The organism is Mycobacterium sp. NGS49, assembly GCF_059812565.1.
Window position 1 is genome coordinate 1 of record NZ_JCALCX010000036.1, and the last position, 16,749, is coordinate 16,749.

Annotated in this window: 18 protein-coding genes; 3 read left to right on the forward strand and 15 right to left on the reverse strand. The window is 64.3% G+C overall.

The features are described from left to right. Positions 1-41: 41 nt before the first annotated feature. The 15 genes from AC5Y7D_RS26285 to AC5Y7D_RS26355 all read right to left on the reverse strand — a co-directional run bounded on the left by AC5Y7D_RS26285 (position 42) and on the right by AC5Y7D_RS26355 (position 13,456). Positions 42-629, reverse strand: a complete 588-nt coding sequence (locus AC5Y7D_RS26285; protein ID WP_499928755.1) for a CAP domain-containing protein — start codon at positions 627-629, stop codon at positions 42-44. Between the two features lie 65 nt (positions 630-694). After that, positions 695-1,039: a DUF732 domain-containing protein gene (locus AC5Y7D_RS26290; protein WP_499928704.1), complete on the reverse strand. Its 345-nt coding sequence runs from the start codon at positions 1,037-1,039 to the stop codon at positions 695-697. Positions 1,040-1,043: 4 nt separating this feature from the next. Beyond that, the gene (locus tag AC5Y7D_RS26295; protein WP_499928705.1) at positions 1,044-1,580 is read right to left on the reverse strand and encodes a hypothetical protein; all 537 of its coding nucleotides are present in this window, start codon (positions 1,578-1,580) and stop codon (positions 1,044-1,046) included. Further along, positions 1,577-2,191 (reverse strand): Rv1363c family protein, encoded by a 615-nt coding sequence (locus tag AC5Y7D_RS26300; protein WP_499928706.1) that lies wholly within the window; start codon positions 2,189-2,191, stop codon positions 1,577-1,579. Before AC5Y7D_RS26300 ends, AC5Y7D_RS26295 begins: the two co-directional genes overlap by 4 nt. Before the next feature lie 21 nt (positions 2,192-2,212). Beyond that, the gene (locus tag AC5Y7D_RS26305; protein ID WP_499928707.1) at positions 2,213-3,667 is read right to left on the reverse strand and encodes an MCE family protein; all 1,455 of its coding nucleotides are present in this window, start codon (positions 3,665-3,667) and stop codon (positions 2,213-2,215) included. Then, a complete protein-coding gene (locus AC5Y7D_RS26310; RefSeq protein ID WP_499928756.1) occupies positions 3,668-4,801 on the reverse strand; it encodes a virulence factor Mce family protein in 1,134 nt (377 codons plus the stop codon). A gap of 14 nt (positions 4,802-4,815) precedes the next feature. Continuing rightward, complete coding sequence (locus AC5Y7D_RS26315) at positions 4,816-6,111, reverse strand: virulence factor Mce family protein (RefSeq protein WP_499928708.1); 1,296 nt, start codon at positions 6,109-6,111, stop codon at positions 4,816-4,818. Then, the gene (locus tag AC5Y7D_RS26320; protein WP_499928709.1) at positions 6,108-7,340 is read right to left on the reverse strand and encodes a virulence factor Mce family protein; all 1,233 of its coding nucleotides are present in this window, start codon (positions 7,338-7,340) and stop codon (positions 6,108-6,110) included. The genes AC5Y7D_RS26315 and AC5Y7D_RS26320 overlap by 4 nt, the downstream gene beginning before the upstream one ends. Further along, positions 7,337-8,365 carry a virulence factor Mce family protein gene (locus AC5Y7D_RS26325; protein ID WP_499928710.1) on the reverse strand — a complete coding sequence of 343 codons (1,029 nt, stop codon included), beginning with the start codon at positions 8,363-8,365 and terminating at the stop codon, positions 7,337-7,339. Before AC5Y7D_RS26325 ends, AC5Y7D_RS26320 begins: the two co-directional genes overlap by 4 nt. Before the next feature lie 42 nt (positions 8,366-8,407). Next, the gene (locus AC5Y7D_RS26330) at positions 8,408-9,748 is read right to left on the reverse strand and encodes an MCE family protein (protein ID WP_499928711.1); all 1,341 of its coding nucleotides are present in this window, start codon (positions 9,746-9,748) and stop codon (positions 8,408-8,410) included. 4 nt (positions 9,749-9,752) lie between these two features. After that, positions 9,753-10,604: an ABC transporter permease gene (locus tag AC5Y7D_RS26335; protein ID WP_499928712.1), complete on the reverse strand. Its 852-nt coding sequence runs from the start codon at positions 10,602-10,604 to the stop codon at positions 9,753-9,755. Positions 10,605-10,613: 9 nt separating this feature from the next. Further along, a complete protein-coding gene (locus AC5Y7D_RS26340; protein WP_499928757.1) occupies positions 10,614-11,387 on the reverse strand; it encodes an MlaE family ABC transporter permease in 774 nt (257 codons plus the stop codon). Between the two features lie 184 nt (positions 11,388-11,571). Then, complete coding sequence (locus tag AC5Y7D_RS26345) at positions 11,572-11,784, reverse strand: ferredoxin (RefSeq protein ID WP_499928713.1); 213 nt, start codon at positions 11,782-11,784, stop codon at positions 11,572-11,574. Then, a complete protein-coding gene (locus AC5Y7D_RS26350; RefSeq protein WP_499928714.1) occupies positions 11,781-12,182 on the reverse strand; it encodes a nuclear transport factor 2 family protein in 402 nt (133 codons plus the stop codon). Before AC5Y7D_RS26350 ends, AC5Y7D_RS26345 begins: the two co-directional genes overlap by 4 nt. Continuing rightward, positions 12,179-13,456 carry a cytochrome P450 gene (locus AC5Y7D_RS26355; RefSeq protein WP_499928715.1) on the reverse strand — a complete coding sequence of 426 codons (1,278 nt, stop codon included), beginning with the start codon at positions 13,454-13,456 and terminating at the stop codon, positions 12,179-12,181. The genes AC5Y7D_RS26350 and AC5Y7D_RS26355 overlap by 4 nt, the downstream gene beginning before the upstream one ends. Positions 13,457-13,584: 128 nt before the next feature. On the opposite strand from AC5Y7D_RS26355, the gene AC5Y7D_RS26360 reads away from it, so the two are divergent. The 3 genes from AC5Y7D_RS26360 to AC5Y7D_RS26370 all read left to right on the forward strand — a co-directional run bounded on the left by AC5Y7D_RS26360 (position 13,585) and on the right by AC5Y7D_RS26370 (position 16,710). Beyond that, positions 13,585-14,769, forward strand: coding sequence for a LuxR C-terminal-related transcriptional regulator (locus AC5Y7D_RS26360; RefSeq protein WP_499928716.1), 1,185 nt, complete (start codon positions 13,585-13,587; stop codon positions 14,767-14,769). A gap of 301 nt (positions 14,770-15,070) precedes the next feature. Continuing rightward, positions 15,071-15,463: a limonene-1,2-epoxide hydrolase family protein gene (locus AC5Y7D_RS26365; RefSeq protein ID WP_499928717.1), complete on the forward strand. Its 393-nt coding sequence runs from the start codon at positions 15,071-15,073 to the stop codon at positions 15,461-15,463. Between the two features lie 50 nt (positions 15,464-15,513). Continuing rightward, entirely contained in the window at positions 15,514-16,710 is a 1,197-nt protein-coding gene (locus AC5Y7D_RS26370) for a TetR/AcrR family transcriptional regulator (RefSeq protein ID WP_499928718.1), read from the forward strand. The last annotated feature ends 39 nt before the right edge of the window (positions 16,711-16,749 follow it).

Below are 16,749 nucleotides of genomic sequence, written 5' to 3' on the forward strand. Positions count from 1 at the left end.
TCAAGCCGCACAGAACATTTCGCTTACCGAGAAACTTGCGGCTACTTCGGCGGTATGCCCGGCGGCGGGTTCACGCCGCGCAGGATCCACGGGAACCAGTCCAGCGCGTATTCGACTTCGTCGCTGGCGTCGTAGTCCGGGTGGGGATCAAGGGGAACGTTGTCTTGCAGCGCGACCACGGACGGCGGTTTCGGCGGTGTTGGGGCCGCTGCATCGGGTTGTCCGTAAACCGCCACCACCACGGTGCGGTCCGGGCTGTTCTCCGACCACACCCCGATCTGGCTATTGGCACAATTCGACATGATCGCGAAATAGGCTGGCTCGTAATACCATTGGTTGATCAATTCGATCCCGCTGATCGCTATGGCGGGGTTGATCGCCACCGTTTCGGCGACCTTTCCGCGGAAGCCGGCGGCAGCGGCACGGTCCTGCGGAGCTGATCCGTCCGAACCGATGTCGCCGGTGACCGCGCGGTTGTTCAGGACGTCGACAGCATGCCATTGGGCGGCCGTCGCCAACTGCGGGTTGATCTTGACGTCGTTGGTGCAACCTGCCTGATGTTGAACGGTGAACACGTTGGCGACCACACTGTCGTTGAGACGCTTGTTATCCGCATGAGCTGACGGCATGCCCAACACCGTGCCGGTCAATACCGCTGAGAGCGTGAGCAATCGGTACCACACTTCGATCTCCTTCAGTGGGCCGCGGAGTTCCTTAGTTGCCAGATCAGCGCAGGGCACAACTCGTTGGTCGCCTGGCTGAGCAGATACGACGCCTGGTATTCGTCGACGGTGTTGAAGTCGGCCTTGATGTCGCCGATCAGCTGGCCATAGCTGTGTCCCGCGGACAATTTGTCGCACAGGCCATGTCCGTAGCTCAAGGCGTCGTCGGCGCTGGCGAAGCCGTATCCGGGACGCATCGTCACGTTCACCAGGTAGGCCACCACATCTGCGTTCGCCCGCGGTGCCGCACCCGCGACAGGCAGTGAGCCGGCGAAGACGGCGGCTGCGAGCGTCAACGTCAAGCGGTACAACGGCATCACCTCAGACCGGGTCGAACTGCGAGATCAGCCAACGACCCTCGATCTTGTCGAGGGTGACGCGAACGCTGGATGCGGTGCTGGTCGGTGCGTCCTGACCGACGGTGATGGTCTGATTGACGAATAGCAGGACGACGGCGTGGTCGGCGGAAGTCGACAGCGACGCCGTACCGGGAACTGTGGCCACGGCCGAGATTTGCTTCTGCTTTGCTCCCGGGATCACGACGTCATGGGTCAGCTGCGTGTATGCGTTGAGAAACGTACCGGTCAGCCTCCCCCGCGCGGCTTCGAGGTCCTGCTGCACCGTCTCGGGGCGGTAGGAAAGCAGCGCCATGGTGCTCTCGGTAGCGGCCTGCACCGAGGCCGTGCGGGCCGCTGGGGCGTCGCACAGCGAACCGTCTTGCCACTTCAGGTAACCGGTGCCGGATGCCAACAGCATGGCCAGCCCAGGAAGCAGCCCGTATGCGATCACCCGCGTCCAGCGGTCGTCGTGGCGCGGCAACCTCTCGTTTCGCGTTGGCGCAGTTTCTTTTTCGGTCATTGTACGAACTCCACGTTGGACACCTTCACCTGGTCGCCCGCTCGTTGGACAGTGACGCGCATTCGCCAGATTCTCGGCACCGGGTCTGCCTCACCGGCGTTCGAGGTACGCACGGAAACGGCCACCAATGCCTGGGCAGTGTCGCCGGTCACCGATTCCAGCCCGGCCTCGGTGATCGTTCCGACGGTGGTGGCCTTGGCTTGTTGCAGCACTTCGACGAAAGGCCCCGACCGCTTGGTAAATTCGTTGTAGAACTCGCCGGTCGCGCCGTCCAGAATACGGCGCACGTCGGCATCGGCATGCCGCCAGTCGATGGTTGTCAAGTTCAGCGCGCCTTGTCTGGCTACTTGTAGAAACGCACTCCGCGCAGTCTGCGTCTGCTGCCCCTGGTGGACGTGAAATCCGTACCAGCACAATAACGCCGCCAGTGAGATGGCGACCACCAAACCGAAAGCCATCGCTCGGCGCGGGGCAGCAACGGGTGTCTCCGGCCGGGCCGCAGGTTCATTGTCCGATTCCGCCACTTCGGATTCGGTGACAGCCTCCGCACGGTCGGCCGCGGCGAGGTCGTCGGCGTCCTCATCGTGGACCAGTTCGGTGGTTACCGACATTGCGTCCCTCCATCTTTCCGGTCAGCTGCCCGGGGGCAGCAGCATCGATTGCCATGTCTTGTCTTTCGGGGCCGACAGCGCCAGGTCGGGTTGGACGTACTGCTGTCCGTCAGGTCCGGTGAAAGCTCCGGTGGCCGGGTCGTACCCGGTGACGGCGACCGGCGGTGGCGGTGCGGGTGACCGGACGGGAGGCGGCGAACCGGGTGGCAGTTGCGGAATGCCCTGACCCGACAAAGTGGCGTTGGGATCGCCCTTCCAGTTCCAGCCGTCATTGAGCGCCACGTACTGCTCATTGCTCTCGCACAACTTGACCGTGGGAGCGCGCTTGCCCGGCACCGTTTCACATGGAATGTTGCGGGCGCCGCGCACGTTGAGCGGCGAGTCCTGCGGGACCCTGCAGTACAAGTCGCCGGCGGGGCGGTCCGGGTAGTCCTCGGTAGCGGCGACGCGCTGCTGTTGAGCCGGCAGGAAGCCGGTGGTGCAGGGCGGCGGAAGGTTGAGATTGAGGTTGAAGCTCAGGTATTGACCCCGGTAGGCCTGTTTGGTGTTGAGATTGGCCAGAATGCCCGCCTGCTCGGCGGCAATCGCCATGGGGAACACCACCAGCAGCTGTTCGATGTCGTTCTGGTAAGTGAGCGCGACCTGGCCGACGCTGACGAGGTTGGCCAGCAGGATGGGCAGGGTGGGTTGCACCCGCTCCATCAGCCCGCGCACCTCCCCCAGGGCCGGGCCGGCCCGGTCGATGGCACCGGCCACCGCGGCGTCGTGCGTCTGCAGTTCGGTGGTGACGGTGGCCAAGTGTGCTGCCCACTCGGAGATGGCGGCCGAGGTGTGCGTTTGCGAATCAAGCACCGGCCGGGCGTGGTCGATCAACGCCACCAGCGGGTCGAGGTTCTTGCGTGCATCGATGGCCAGGGTGGCCGATCCCATGACCAAGCGGGACAACTCGGGACCGAGCCCACCCACCGCCGTATACGACTCGTCGACCACGGTCTTGAGGTTCTCGCGCGGTATGGCCGCCAAAGCGGTGTTTGCGGCGCCGAGTAGATCGTTGATGTCGGGTGGCACCGAGGTGTCGGCCAGCGTGATGACGTCACCGTCCTTCAGCGGCGGCGATGTCGCATTGCGGGGCGACAACTCGACATAGGTCTCGCCGATCGCTGTCTGACTATGCACCTCGGCTTTGAGGTCTGACGGAATTTCGATGCCCGATTTCAGGGACAGTGTCGCCAGCACCCCTGCGTCGGTGAGTCGCACCGATTCGACCCGGCCCACTTCGAACCCGCGGTAGGTGACGTTGGCGGTGCCGTATAGCCCACCGCTCTGCGTCAATTGCATGGTCACCGTGTAGCGGCCGAGGCCGAACAGCATGGCCGGCAGTTTGACGAAGTGCAGAAACGTGATGGCCACGACCCCGACGGCAATCACGGTGAAAATGCTGAGCTGGATGATGATTCGTCTCGGTAGGTGCAGCATCTAGGGCCCCTGATCCCAGTGGTATGCGGCGGTCAGCGGGTTGCCGGGGGTGCCCCGGTACCCCGAGGTGCACGGGCTGGGGAACTGGCCGATGGTGCGGCCCCACTGCAGTTCGAGCTGGGTCAGATGGCATTCCCACCGGGTGCCGGTGAACAGGCCCTGGTCGATTCGGCTGAGCGTCAGGTCGACTATCGCGGTGAGATTGGCGAAGTCGCCGCGCTGGAAATTCTGGAATGTCTCGTTCGGGAACGGGAAGGTGGCCAGCAGGGACAGCGACCGGGTCAGGGCCGGGCCCGCATTGGCCAGTGACTCCAAGACCGGACCGACCTGCCGAAGTTCGTTGATCAGGTTCGCTTTGGACTTGTTGACCGAATCGACAGTCAGCGCACTGAATTTGCTCAATTGATCGGCCGCTTCGACGAGCTTGGCCCGCTCGTCGTCAAGCACCCCGAGCGCGTCGGGAATGGTGGCCAATGCCCGATCCAGCACCGGTTGCTGCGCGGCGAACTTGCCGACCAGGCGGTTCAGGCTGTCGGTGGCCGCGATGATGTCGCCCGATTGCGCGTTGAGGTTGGCGGCGAACGTATCCAGCTGCCCGATCAGGCTGCGCAGGTCTTGCTCGCGTCCACGGAACGCCGTGCTCAAAGCTTCGGTGATGTCCTGAATCTGGCCCAGCCCGCCGCCGTTGAGCACCAGCGACAATGCCGCCAGCGTCTGCTCGGTGCTGGGGTAGGACTTGCCGCGGGACAGCGGAATCACCGAGCCGTCGCGCAGTTTGCCCTGCGGCGGTTCATCTTTGGGCGCTGCCAATTCGATGTGATAAGAGCCGAGCAGGCTGGTGGTGCCGATCTTGGCTGTCGCATTGGCGGGCAGGTTGACGTCACCGTTGAGCCTCATGCTCACCAACGCATGCCAGCCTTGCCGCTCGATCCTGGTGACATGGCCGACCGTCACGTCGGCCAGTCGCACCCGCGAATTCGACTGAATATTGTTGACTTCCGGCATCTGCACCTGGATCGAAAACGACCCGGCACCGTTGCCTTCGGTGCCGGGTAGCGGCAGCGAGTTCAGCCCCTGCCAGCCGCAACCGGACATCCCGGCCACGATCGTCACCAGGATCGTCAGGCCGGCGATCGAGCGGCGGATCCTCACGAGCCACCCCCCGGTGGCAGCATCATGCCGCGCAGTCCGGCCGCCGGGTCGGTGGGCACCGCCGATTCGGCGGGCTGCTCGATGGCCGCCGGGGGTGGCGTATTGGGAGCAGGCGGAACGTATTCGGGCCGCATCCAGTCCTCGCTGAAGGTGATCTCGTTGGGTCTGGCCTGCGCGCCGACGAAGAGGTTCTCTCCGATCGGCGGGAAGTTGTACTGGCGGTTCTTCACAATCGGCGCCATGTACTGGACGCAGAGTTTGGCCGCTTGCTCGCCGCCCAGCCGCGAAGCGGCCTGAATTGCGCCACACAGGAAGCTGATCGGATTGGCCATGTTGGTGCCGGCCAGCGCGCCGGTCAGCGCGCCGTTGGCCGGTTCGAAGATGTTGTTGAAATTCTGCAGCACCGTCGGGCTGATGTGCAGGGTCTGTTTGAGGTCGTCGAGGCTGGCGACCAGAGTGTTGCTGATCGAGGTGAGCTTGTCCGAGGTGGTGCCGACCGCCTCGCGGTTGGCTGCGACGAAACTCTGCACGTCACCCACAACGGCATTGAGGTCCTCGACCGCAGCAGCGACCTTGTTCGGGTTGTCGGCCAGTATGGCCGATACCGCGGCCAGGTTGTGGTTGAGCTGGACGAGCAGGTCCGCGCTGTCGTGCAGCGCGGTCACCAAGGTGGACAGGTTTCGCACCGTGGCGAAGATGTCTTTGCTGTGGTCGCTGAGCACGGACACCGTCTGGGACAGCTTGATGATGGTGTCGCGAATGGCGGGGCCTTGGCCGCGCAGGTTGTCGGCCGCGGTGTTGATCAGTGCACCGAGCGTGCTGACGCCGCCCGGCTGCGTGGGTTTCAGCAATTCGGTGAGCCGCTGAACCTGGGTGCGCAAGTCATCCCACTCGACCGGTACCAGGGTGCGGTCCTGGAGGATGACCGCGCCGCCGGCCATGGTCGGTCCGCCGGTGTAGGGCGGTGTGAGCTGGATGGCCCGGCCGGTGACCAGCTGCGGCGACAGGATCACGGCCTTGGCGTCGGCAGGCACCTTGTATTTGCTGTCGAACCAGAACGAGATCTTGGATCGCAAGGGCTGCGGCTCGATTTTGACGATCTTGCCGACGGGCACACCCCGGATGCGGACGTCGTCGCCGGCGAAGACGCCGTTGCTGTTGTCGAAGTAGGCCACCACCACCGTTCGGGTGCCACCCCCGGCGGATCGCATCGCGACAATGACACCTGCGACGAGCACCAGGGCCAGAGCGGTCGCCAGTACCGAGCGTGCGCGTCGCAGCGTCGCCGTCACGAGTGCTCCCCCGGCTGCTGCGCGGGTGGGCCGGGCGGCGGGCCGCCCGGGGCCGGGGCCGGCGGCTCGGGCCGGTAGGGATACCGGGGATCGCCGGGGTTGCCGGTGATCGCGTCGGGCAGGTTCAGCCGCGGCTCGCCGCCCTGGCCGGTCCGCGGGTAGGGCACCGGCAACGCTGGAGTCCCGGGTTGGCCGGTCGGCGGGTCGGTCAGCTGCGATGGAAGTAGCGTGGCCGGGTCCAGACCCAGGTCGGAGAAGGCGGCACTGATGAATGGCTGAACAAACTGGCCCGGCAGCAGGTTTACCACGTACGCCTTGAAGAACGGCCCTGACGACAGTGACTCGCCCAGTGACATGACGTAGCTATTGACCAGTGGGATGGCTTGTCGCAGGCGCTCTTTGCGGTTCTCCACGATCGCCAGCACCCCGTTGAGCTTGTCCAGTGTGGGTCGCAGCTGCTCGCGGTTCTCGGCGATGAAGCCCGCCAATTGTTTTGATACCGCGGAGATATTGGCCCAGATTTGGTCCAGGGCGGCGCTCTGAGTTCGCAGCTGTGCCAGCAAGGCACTGGTGTCGCGCACGAGTTCGACGATTTGGTCGGTGCGCTCGGACAGCACTGCGGTGGCTTTGGCCGCATTGTCGAGCAGACCGCGCAGGTGCGCGTCGCGCTCGTCGAGAATTTGCGCCAGCCTGGCCACCCCATTGATCGCAACGCGGAACTGCGCCGGTGTATCGGCAAAGGTCTGGGCCAGCGTCCCCAATGAGTCGGACAGCTGACCGGTGTTCAATCCGCTGATCGTGGTGGCCAGATCGCCCAGTGCGTCCGGCAGTTGGTAAGGCGACGTGGTCTGTTCCATTGGGATCGTCCCCTTGAGTTGGCCCTCGCCGCGGGGGGTCACGTCGAGAAACTTGCTGCCCAGCAGACCCTTGGTCTTGATCGCGACCTCGGTGCGTTCACCGAGCCGAATATCGTTGTCTACGTTGAACTTAACGAGCACACCGGACCCGTCGAGTTCAATGCTCGAAACCTTTCCCACCGGGTACCCGGAGATCTCCACGGTGTTGTCGGTGCGCAGCCCGCCGGCATCGGCGAAATACGCCGACACAGTCCTGCCCTCGTTGAAGAAGGGCAGTTCCCGGTACTGCATGGCGCCCAGCACAATTCCGGCGACGGCCACCAGGCCGACGGCGCCGGTCGCCAGGTTGCCGCGTTCGGCGAATGTTTTCATTTCGGCGCGCACCGTCCCGTGGGCTGCCCGGCCACCTTGATGTACACCGGCTGGCCACCCTTACCGTTGACCTTCAACACGACGTCGCAGAGGTAGAAGGCGAAGTAGTCGCCGTACATGCCCTGGCGGACCAGGGCCTGGTATCGGTCCGGCAATGTTTCGAGCAGGTTGTCGAGGTAGTCGTGGTCGTCGAGCGCGATGCCGGCGACCCGATCTGCCTCGTGCACCACTTTGGTGAACGGTGTCCGGGCCTGTGACATGAAGTCGGCGATCGAACCGGCGGCAGCGTTGGTGTAGGCGACCGCGTTGGAGATGTCGGCCTTGCGCTCGGCAAGTCCGTGTACCAGCTGCGAGAGCGTCGTCACCGCCCTGTCCAGCTGGTCGCTCTGTCCACCGAGCGAACCGAGCACCACGTTGAGATTGTCGATCGCCTGTCCGATCAGCACATCCCGTTCGGCCAACGTATTGGTCACTGCCGCAGCCTGTTCCAGGAATGACGCGACGGTGGCGCCTTGTCCCTGGAACGCGTGCAGCAATTGTTCACTTAACGCGTTGACCTGATCAGGGTTCAGCGCGCGGAACAACGGCTTGAAACCGCCGATCAAAGTGTCCAGGTCGAGTGCCGGCTTGGTACGGGAGAGCGGAATCGTCTGTCCGGGAGGCAGAACCTTCAGCCCGCCGGCACCTTCCTCGAGTGCCAGGTAGCGGTCGCCGAACAGATTGTCGTATCGCACCACCGCCTGCGTGCCCTCGGTGAGGACGACCGAGTTATCTGCGGTGAACTCCACCCGCACCGTCGCGTCGGGTTTGATGGATATCTTGGTGACCTTGCCGACCTCCACGCCGGCGATACGGACCAACTTGCCGTCCCGCAGGTTGGACACGTTGTTGAACTCGGCGAAGTAGGTCTTCCCTTCGCCGAACCGCACCTCGCCGAAGACGGCGAACAGCAAGAACGCGGTCAGCACGCACACCGTCAGGAAGACGCCGAAGCGCATGACCACGCCTCGCAGGTTCTCCCTCATTGCCGTTCTCCTCGTTGTCGGTGATGGTGGTCATGCCCAGGCTCACGGTGGTGGCGAATCCGTCTCCGCCGGAGGCATTCCCGGCCACAGCGGAACTCCGCCGGGGCCGTAGCGGGCTGCCCCGTATGGCGGGCCCGCCGGGTCGGGCCCGATCGCCGGGCCCGGAATGCAGGCACGTATCGACGGTGGTTTGGGTTCGGCGCGGGTCACCGGGAAGTAATCGGCCCAGCACGGGTGCCCGATGCCGGGGTTGGGCCGGATGTCGATCCCGGTACCCCAGCCGGTGTTGGTGACCAATTCGCGCACCGGGAAATTCTTGGAGGCGTCGGGCAACGACCCGCACCCCGGTCTACCACCGGGACCGCCCCTGGCCGCGACCACCGGCAGATTGTCGGGGGTGACGTAGGGGTCGTTGCCCAACAACAGCCCGACGTCGAGTTGCAGGGTCCGGCCATCAGCGCCGCCCCAGGCCGCATAGCCCCCGTTGTCCAGGTACCACTTGGTGCCCTGCAGGAAGCAGGTGTACTCGGGGTTGTACCGCATCAGCAGATTGGTGGTCGGTTCCAGGATGTTGACCGAAGAGACGAGATTGTCCCTGCTCTGGGCGAGCAGGTTGACTCCCGTGTTCGATACACCGATCACGTTCAGCAACAACGCATCCAGCTGCGACGCGTGATTCGTCACGGTGGCGCTGGTGGTGCTCGCCGCGTTCAGGATGGTGAGGATGTCCTGCGCGGCCTCGTCGTAGGTGTCGTTGAAGTTCTTGAAGGATCGCCAGTTCTGGCGCATGGTTTCACTGCGCGCGTTGAGTGCCTGCAGCACCTGGTTGAGGTCGGTGGTGGCTTCGCCGATCCGTTCACCCTGTCCCCTCAAGGCCTCGGCCATGGCGCTGAGGACCGCGTTGAGCTTGAGTGGATCGATCATGCCGAGCAGGTCCACCACATTTTCGAAGACGGTGTTGATCTCGGTGCTGACGTTCTTCGAATGCAGTACCGCGCCAGCGGAAAGCCTTGCCTGAGCGGGATTCTGCGGAATCACCAGTTCGACGAACTTGGCGCCGAAGGCGGTGGTGGCACTGATCTTCGCCTCGACGTTGGCGGGGATGTATCGAATTTGGTCGGGGTCGATCTCCAGGCTGAGGTCGGCTCCGCGCTTGGCGTCGATCTGGCTGACCCGACCGACCTGTACACCGCGCATCATGACCTTGGCCCCGGTGTCCATCACCAGCCCGGAACGGTCGGACGTCAGCGTCACCGGCACGTAGGAACGCAAGGTGCCGTCGAAGGACGTGGCGGTCACCACGACCACCGCACCTATCACCGCCAGCAGAATCAGTGTCCACCACCCGTCGTGCAGGCGATGCCGGCCGTGCCTCTGCTTCATCGCCCTAGCTCGCCAGGTGGAAGTTGGGAGATTGGCCGTAGATGGCCAACGTCATGATGACAATTGCGATTGACGCCACCACCATCGAGGCACGCACGGCCCGGCCGACGGCTTCGCCCACCCCGGCGGGCCCACCGTGTGCGTTGAAGCCGTAATACGTACACACCAGCATGATCATCAGCGCGACGATGACGACTTCAAACGACGACCAGAGCACATCAGAGGGGCGCAGGAACGTGTTGAAGTAGTGGTCGTACACACCGGAACCCTGACCGTAGACCAACGTAGTGCCCAGGCGGGCAGCCAGATAGGCCGTCAAGAGTCCGGTGCAGAACAACGGAATGGCGACCACCACACCCGCCACCACCCGGGTACTGGCCAGATAGCTGACGCTGCGGATACCGATCACCTCGAGCGCGTCGATCTCCTCGTTTATCCGCATGGCACCCAGCTGCGCGGTGGCCCCGGCGCCGACCGTGGCCGCCAGCGCGACCATGACCGTTCCCGGCTGGATCTCCCGAGTGTTGAAAAACGCACTGGCGAAACCGGTCAGAGCTTCCACACCGACCGAGGCGAACTGGTTGTAGCCCTGCACCGCCACGATGGCGCCGGTCGTCATAGCCAGGAATCCGACGATCACCACCGTTCCGCCGATCACGGCGAGTGTCCCGACCCCCAGCCCCATTTGCGCGATCACGCGCAGCAACTCGCCTCGGTAGTTGATCACCGCATCGGGAATCCCGGCCAGCGTGCTGACATAGAAGCGCATCTGGGAGCCGAGCCGATTCCATTCGGCGGCGAACGATTTCGACAAATGCTGCACTCGGTTGGGGCCGCTGGGGACACTTACCGTCATGGCTTCACCTCACGACACCATGAACGGCATGCCGACGGCGGTGACGATTATGTTGATCACGAACAGGACGATGAAGGCGAACACCACGGTCTCGTTGACCGCCCTGCCCACCCCGGCCGGACCGCCGCCGACGGACATGCCCTTGTAGCAGGCGATCAAACCGGCCATCAGTCCGAATAACGTCGCCTTGATCAACGAGATGACGACATCGACGGTGTGGGTGAGCGTGGTCAGACCTGCCACCCAGGCGCCGGCCGAGACGTGCATCAGAAACACTGAACAGAAGAACGCGCCGATGAGACCCGTTGCCATCACTATCGAACTGAGGGCCAGTGAAACGGTGGTGGCCGCCAGCACCCGCGGAACCGCCAGCGCCTGAATGGGGTTGATGCCCATCACCCGCAGCGCGTCGAGCTCTTCGCGGATGGTCCGTGCGCCCAGATCGGCGCACATGGCGGTGGCTCCGGCGCCTGCCACCACCAAAACGGTGACTATTGGGGCACTTTGGTCGACGGTGAAGATCGCGCAACCGGTGCCGGAAAAATCCGCGGCGCCGATGTCGGTCAGCAGCACATTGAAGAGAAACCCCGAAATCACCGCCCACGGAATAGTCATCAACAGGCCCGGCAGCGTCGACACCCTGGCTACGAACCAGCATTGACACAGGTATTCACGCCACGCGAAAGGTGGCCGGAACATGGCCACGAAGGTGTCCATCGTCATGGCGAAGAAGTCGCCCATCGCGCGGATGGGTTTCGAGGCCTGATCCAGGACCATCACCATGAGGGCGCGCACCGCCTGATGCCGGCGCAGTGTCGTGGCGTGCAGTGGCTCACGCTGGGCCCCCGGACCGGTCGAAGTGGACGAAGTGACATTGGCGAGGGTACGCGGCGCGGGACCATCATGTCCATAGCCGATACGCATATCTGAACTTGTCATTTCGCCAAATATCGATGCAAATAGCTACTTATGTGTGATGATGTATCTTGCTAGTACCGTTGGATCGACGTGTCGCAACGATGGTCGGCGGTAGCGTCGCGCGCACACCGACCGGCACCCGCAAGCGCGTCCTCGCGGACGAGGACCACCAGCCGTCGGCGTCCTGGCTGAACACCGCATCGGCCGTGATCACGCAGATGCCGGCGGACACGCAGGCCGCGCGGTCGACGGTGACCGTCATGGCTGGAACACCTCCAACGCCAGAGCGGAATTCGCGAAGTCGCGAAAGTGCAACCAGCGGCCCGCACGCAGCGTGATGATGTGGGCGAACTCCGACTCCCACTCGCGGCCGGTGGTGCGACGCCGGAACCGCTGTCGTCCCCAGGTGGCCAGGTCGTCACCCTGCGCGATGAATTTCCATGGATCCATCTCGACGATTTCGATTGCCTGTCCGACCTTCTCCAGGAACATGATCGCCTCGTCGATGCCCCGGTAATCACCTGCATAGGGAATCGTCTCAGTGCCGTAATAGGTGATCCGCACCTCCGAATCCAGATTTGCGAGCACGGTGGGCAGGTCACCCGTCGGCACGGCCTGATAGATGGCCCTGGTTGCCGCGATGTTTCGCGCTTCGTTCATGAAAAGTTAAGGGGTAGGCGGACATAGGCGTGGGTCAGCAGGCTGGCAGTCTGTTTGGTGCCGGGGTCGTCGGTCAGCGCGATGCGTTGGTAGCGGTCCAGTACGGCGTTGAGCACGGCCGACACCTCCAGGCGCGCGAGGGCAGCGCCGAGACAGAAATGCACGCCGTGACCCAGCGAGAGCTGCTGTCGGATATTGGGTCGGTCGATGTCAAGCCGCCCGGGTTCACAGAACACGCCCGGGTCGCGGTTGGCCGCTCCGAAGAACAGCGCCACCCACTCCCCCCGACGAATCGACTTACCGCCGACCTCGACGTCGCGGGTGGCGATGCGGAACAGCCGCTGTGGCGGCCCGTCGAGCCGAAGCTCCTCTTCCACAAACAGATTCAGTAGTGTGCGGTCGGCGCGAATGCGGGCGGCGATCTCCGGCTCGCGCGCCAGCGCGTGCAACAGGTTGCCGATCAGGAAGGTCGTCGTCTCGCTGCCGGCGACCACCAACGTGACGCAGAATCGTACGATCTCCGCCGGGGTCAGCCGCTGCCCGTCCACCTCGGCGCGCAACAGCGCAGAGATCAGGTCTTCGGCCTCGTCGATGTCTGCAGTGGCGGCGCACCCGCCTCCCTGGGCCAGCTGCTCGGTGCGTTCGGCCAGGCGGGCGGCGAATGTCGCCACCATCTCTTCGTTGCTGGCGATGCGTTCCTGCGGGGTCAGCGACGACGACAGCATGAAAGCGTTGGCCCAGCGGCGAAAACGTACGTGGTCACCCTCGGGTAAGCCCAGCAGTCGCACCATGGCCCGGGTCGGAACTTCGGCGGCGAACTCCATCACCTCGATGTCGCCTTCGCGGGAGGCCGCGCCGAAGTCGTCGAGTAGCCGTGGGATCAGCTCGTTGAGCCAGCCTCCGAGTCGTTTGACGCGACGGGGCGAGAACGCCTGGCTGACCAGCTTTCGCTCCACTTCGTGTTTGGGCGGATCGGTGTTGACCAGCATCAGACTCGGGGCAGAGGAGGCCTCCTGCAGCGGATCCCGCGACGAGAATGTCGTGCTGTCGCGTGCGGCCTCGAAGACCTGGTCATAGCGGAACAACGCCCACGCGGTGACAGGTTCGTCTGCACCGGGAACGGTGCCCGGAGGCCAGTCCCGGTAACCCGCCACCGGTGAGTGTTCTCTGAGTTGGTCGTAGAGCGGGTAGGGGTTGGCGATGCCCTGGGGCGTGGTCAACAGTTCCAGAGCTCGGCGCACAGATGTGGTTTCGGACGCGGTCGCAGATGACATGCCGACCAGCCTCGGCCGAGTGCGCCCGTAAAGCGATCCCCCGTTGGAGAGGACTCCTCCCCCCGGAGGAGGGCAATTGAGACTTTTCGCCCCGGTGGCACCCTCTCTGGGAGGACAGTGAGCACGTGATGGTTGTCAGCGACACGCCCGATCCCGACACGTTCGCCACCTTGACTGACGGGGACCACCCGGGGTGGGCGTCTCGCCCAGTGCGGGAAACCGATGCCGCACGCCACTATCGGGAAGCGTTCGAGGGTTGTGCGGTGGACCCCACCGATGACCCGCTAGCCGTGGTCGCCGAGGCCATCGACGCCAAAGCGGCCGTGGTTCGCGCGGTGCTGGAGGCGATCGGTGACGTGCGCGCACTGAGCGCTCTCGAGGCGGTACTGGACCTGTCGTCGCTGGAGCGGGATCTGCTCGAAGACGGTGCCAAGCGGCGCACCTTTTCGCTGTTGCAGGTGCAGGAAGGCTTGAGCAAGCTGCGCGCAGTGGACGATGTCGCGATGATCGTCGACCGGGCGCCGCGGGAACTGGTGGAGTCGTGCGGATTTGATCGCGCCGTTCTGTTTCGGGTCCACGAAGGCCGGATGGTGATGGAATCCGCGTACTTCGGTGAGGACCGCGCGGGTGCGGAGAAGATGGTCGCCTTCGCGCAGGCGGTGGCACCGCCGCTGGACCACATGTTGCTGGAAACGGAGATGATTCGCCGGCACGCGCCGGCGATCGTGCGGGATGCCCGCACCGATCCGCGCGTCAACCGGCCGATCATCGACTTTTCGCTGACCCGCTCTTATGTGGCGGCGCCAGTCATGCCTACCGGCAAGGTCATTGGGTTCCTGCATGCCGACCGGTTGTATTCCGGGCGGGTGGTCGACGAGATCGATCGGGACACGGTCTGGGCGTTCGCCGAGGGCTTCGGCTACGCCTACGAACGCACGGTGCTGCTGGAGCGGATGCGCCGCCAGCACGTTGAGGTGCGCCGTGCGTTGGCCTCCGCGGACGAGGCGGCCCGTGCACTTCAGGATGCCGATCTGGATCTTCGCAAGATCGAACCGGTCGAGCGCGGTCCCGCGGCACGGTCATTGGCCGAGGTTGAAACCAAGGTGATGGCGGTGCTGACCCGCCGCGAGGTCGAGGTGCTGCGACTGATGGCGGCGGGCCGCACCAACCAACAGATCGCCGACGAGCTGGTGATCTCGGCGGGCACGGTCAAGTCGCACGTCAAGCGGGTGCTGCGCAAACTGCGCGCCACGAACCGCGCGGAGGCGGCGTCGGCATATGTGCGGCTGGCGAGCGTGTCGGACTTCGGCTGAAGCGCAGATCTCTACGGCGACATAACGATTGCCGCTGACGGCCGACGGTGTTTCGGCGGCGGCGGGACGTGGACGCTGAGGTAGGGAAAGTCGCTGTTATCACAGGCGCGGCCACTCGCCGGCGGTCCCGAGAGAGGACGGCCGACGAGCTGATGTCCATGAGCAATATGTAGATGGTCGCCGCTGGTAGGTGTGAAATACGACGTAATAGCGTATTTTCGACGATTGATGTATTTTAACAGTTCGACGAGACCCCATTAGCAGCTGACGGGCTGGTGCGCCCTGAGGAGGAGCAGTAGGGATGACCGACACCAAAGAAGCCAGCGAGAAGGTCGTTCGCGATTTCCTCGGATCCTGGGAGGGACGCAGTCTGGAAACGATCTGCAGCGGCTTCGCCGCCGATGCGGTCTACCACAACGTTCCGGTCGCACCGATCGAGGGCATCGCCGGAATTCGTGGAATATTCGAGGCGTTCTTGGCTGCCTTCTCCGATGCCAAGCTCGATATCGTTACGCTGGCCGCTGAGCCGGGCCGGGTGCTCGTCGAGCGCGTGGACTACTTCACGATGAACGACGGCCGCAAAGTGGTGCTACCGGTGACCGGCGTGTTCGAAGTAAAGAATGGCAAGATCACGCGCTTCAGCGATTATTTTGACCTCGCGGACTTCGAGGGGCAGAGCGGAATGAAGCTGTAGGTGTTGCCGGCAGGATGCTCGGCTGACGATGGGCAGAAAGGGGGGTTGAGTTGACGGGAACCACGGTCCAACCCATTAAGCGCCGGCCGAAGGATCGAAAACAGCAGATTCTCGAGCAGGCGGTAGGGCTGTTCATCGAGCGTGGCTTCCATTCGGTGAAGCTGGAAGACATAGCCGAGGCGGCCGGAGTCACCGCGCGGGCGTTGTATCGCCATTACGACAACAAACAGGCCTTGCTCGCCGAAGTGATCCGGACCGGTCAGGACCAGTATCAGAGCGCGCGCCGGCTCAGTGATGGTGAGGCTGAGCCGACGCCGCGGCCGCTGCATGTCGAACTGCCTGATCTCATCGCTGCGGCCGTCGAGTCCCGCTCTCTGATGGTGTTGTGGCAGCGCGAGGCCCGTTACCTCAACGAGGACGACCGCGTCGAGGTCCGCCGCCGCATCAACGCGATCGTCGCCGGTATGCGAGAAAACGTGCTGCTCGAGGTGCCCGGACTCAGCCCCCGGCACGCCGAACTGCGGGCGTGGGCGGTGTCGAGCACCTTGACCGGACTGGGCGGGCACAATCTCACCCTGCCCGCGGACGAACTCGAAAGATGTCTGTCGCGGGCATGTATGGCGGCGGCAAGGACCCCTCCGGTCAGCGATCTACGGCCGCTGGACTCGTCCGGTGGCAACGAGGACGTGTTGTTCTCGCGGTACGAAACCCTGCTGGCGACCGGCGCGCGACTGTTTCGTGCGCAGGGCTACCCGGCGGTCAGCACGAGTGAGATCGGTAGAGGCGCGGGCATCGCAGGTCCGGGGCTCTACCGCTCGTTCTCGTCCAAGCAGGCAATCCTGGACGCGCTTCTTCGCCGCCTCGATGAGTGGCGGAGCCTGGAATGCGTGCGGGCCATACGTGCGAATCTCGAACCGGCGCAACGCTTACGCGGCCTGGTCGAGGGCCATGTCCGGATCAGCCTGGATGCGCCAGACCTGGTGGCCGTCTGCGTCACCGAATTGTCCCACGCTTCCGGCGAAGTTCGCGACGGCCATCTGAGGAGCAAGGCGGACCGCGAGTCGGTCTGGATGGATCTGATCGTCCAGCTGGTCCCGGAGACGACGATCATCGAGGCGCGACTGCTCATCGCCGCGGCGATCACCTTCATCGAAGACGTCGCCCGCACCTGGCATCTGACCCGATACTCCGGAGTCGCCGACGAAATCACCGCGCTCGCCTTGGCGATCTTGACCAGCCGGTCCTGACGGATTCCGGGTCGCCGGCGCACGTTGCGGTGCTGTCAA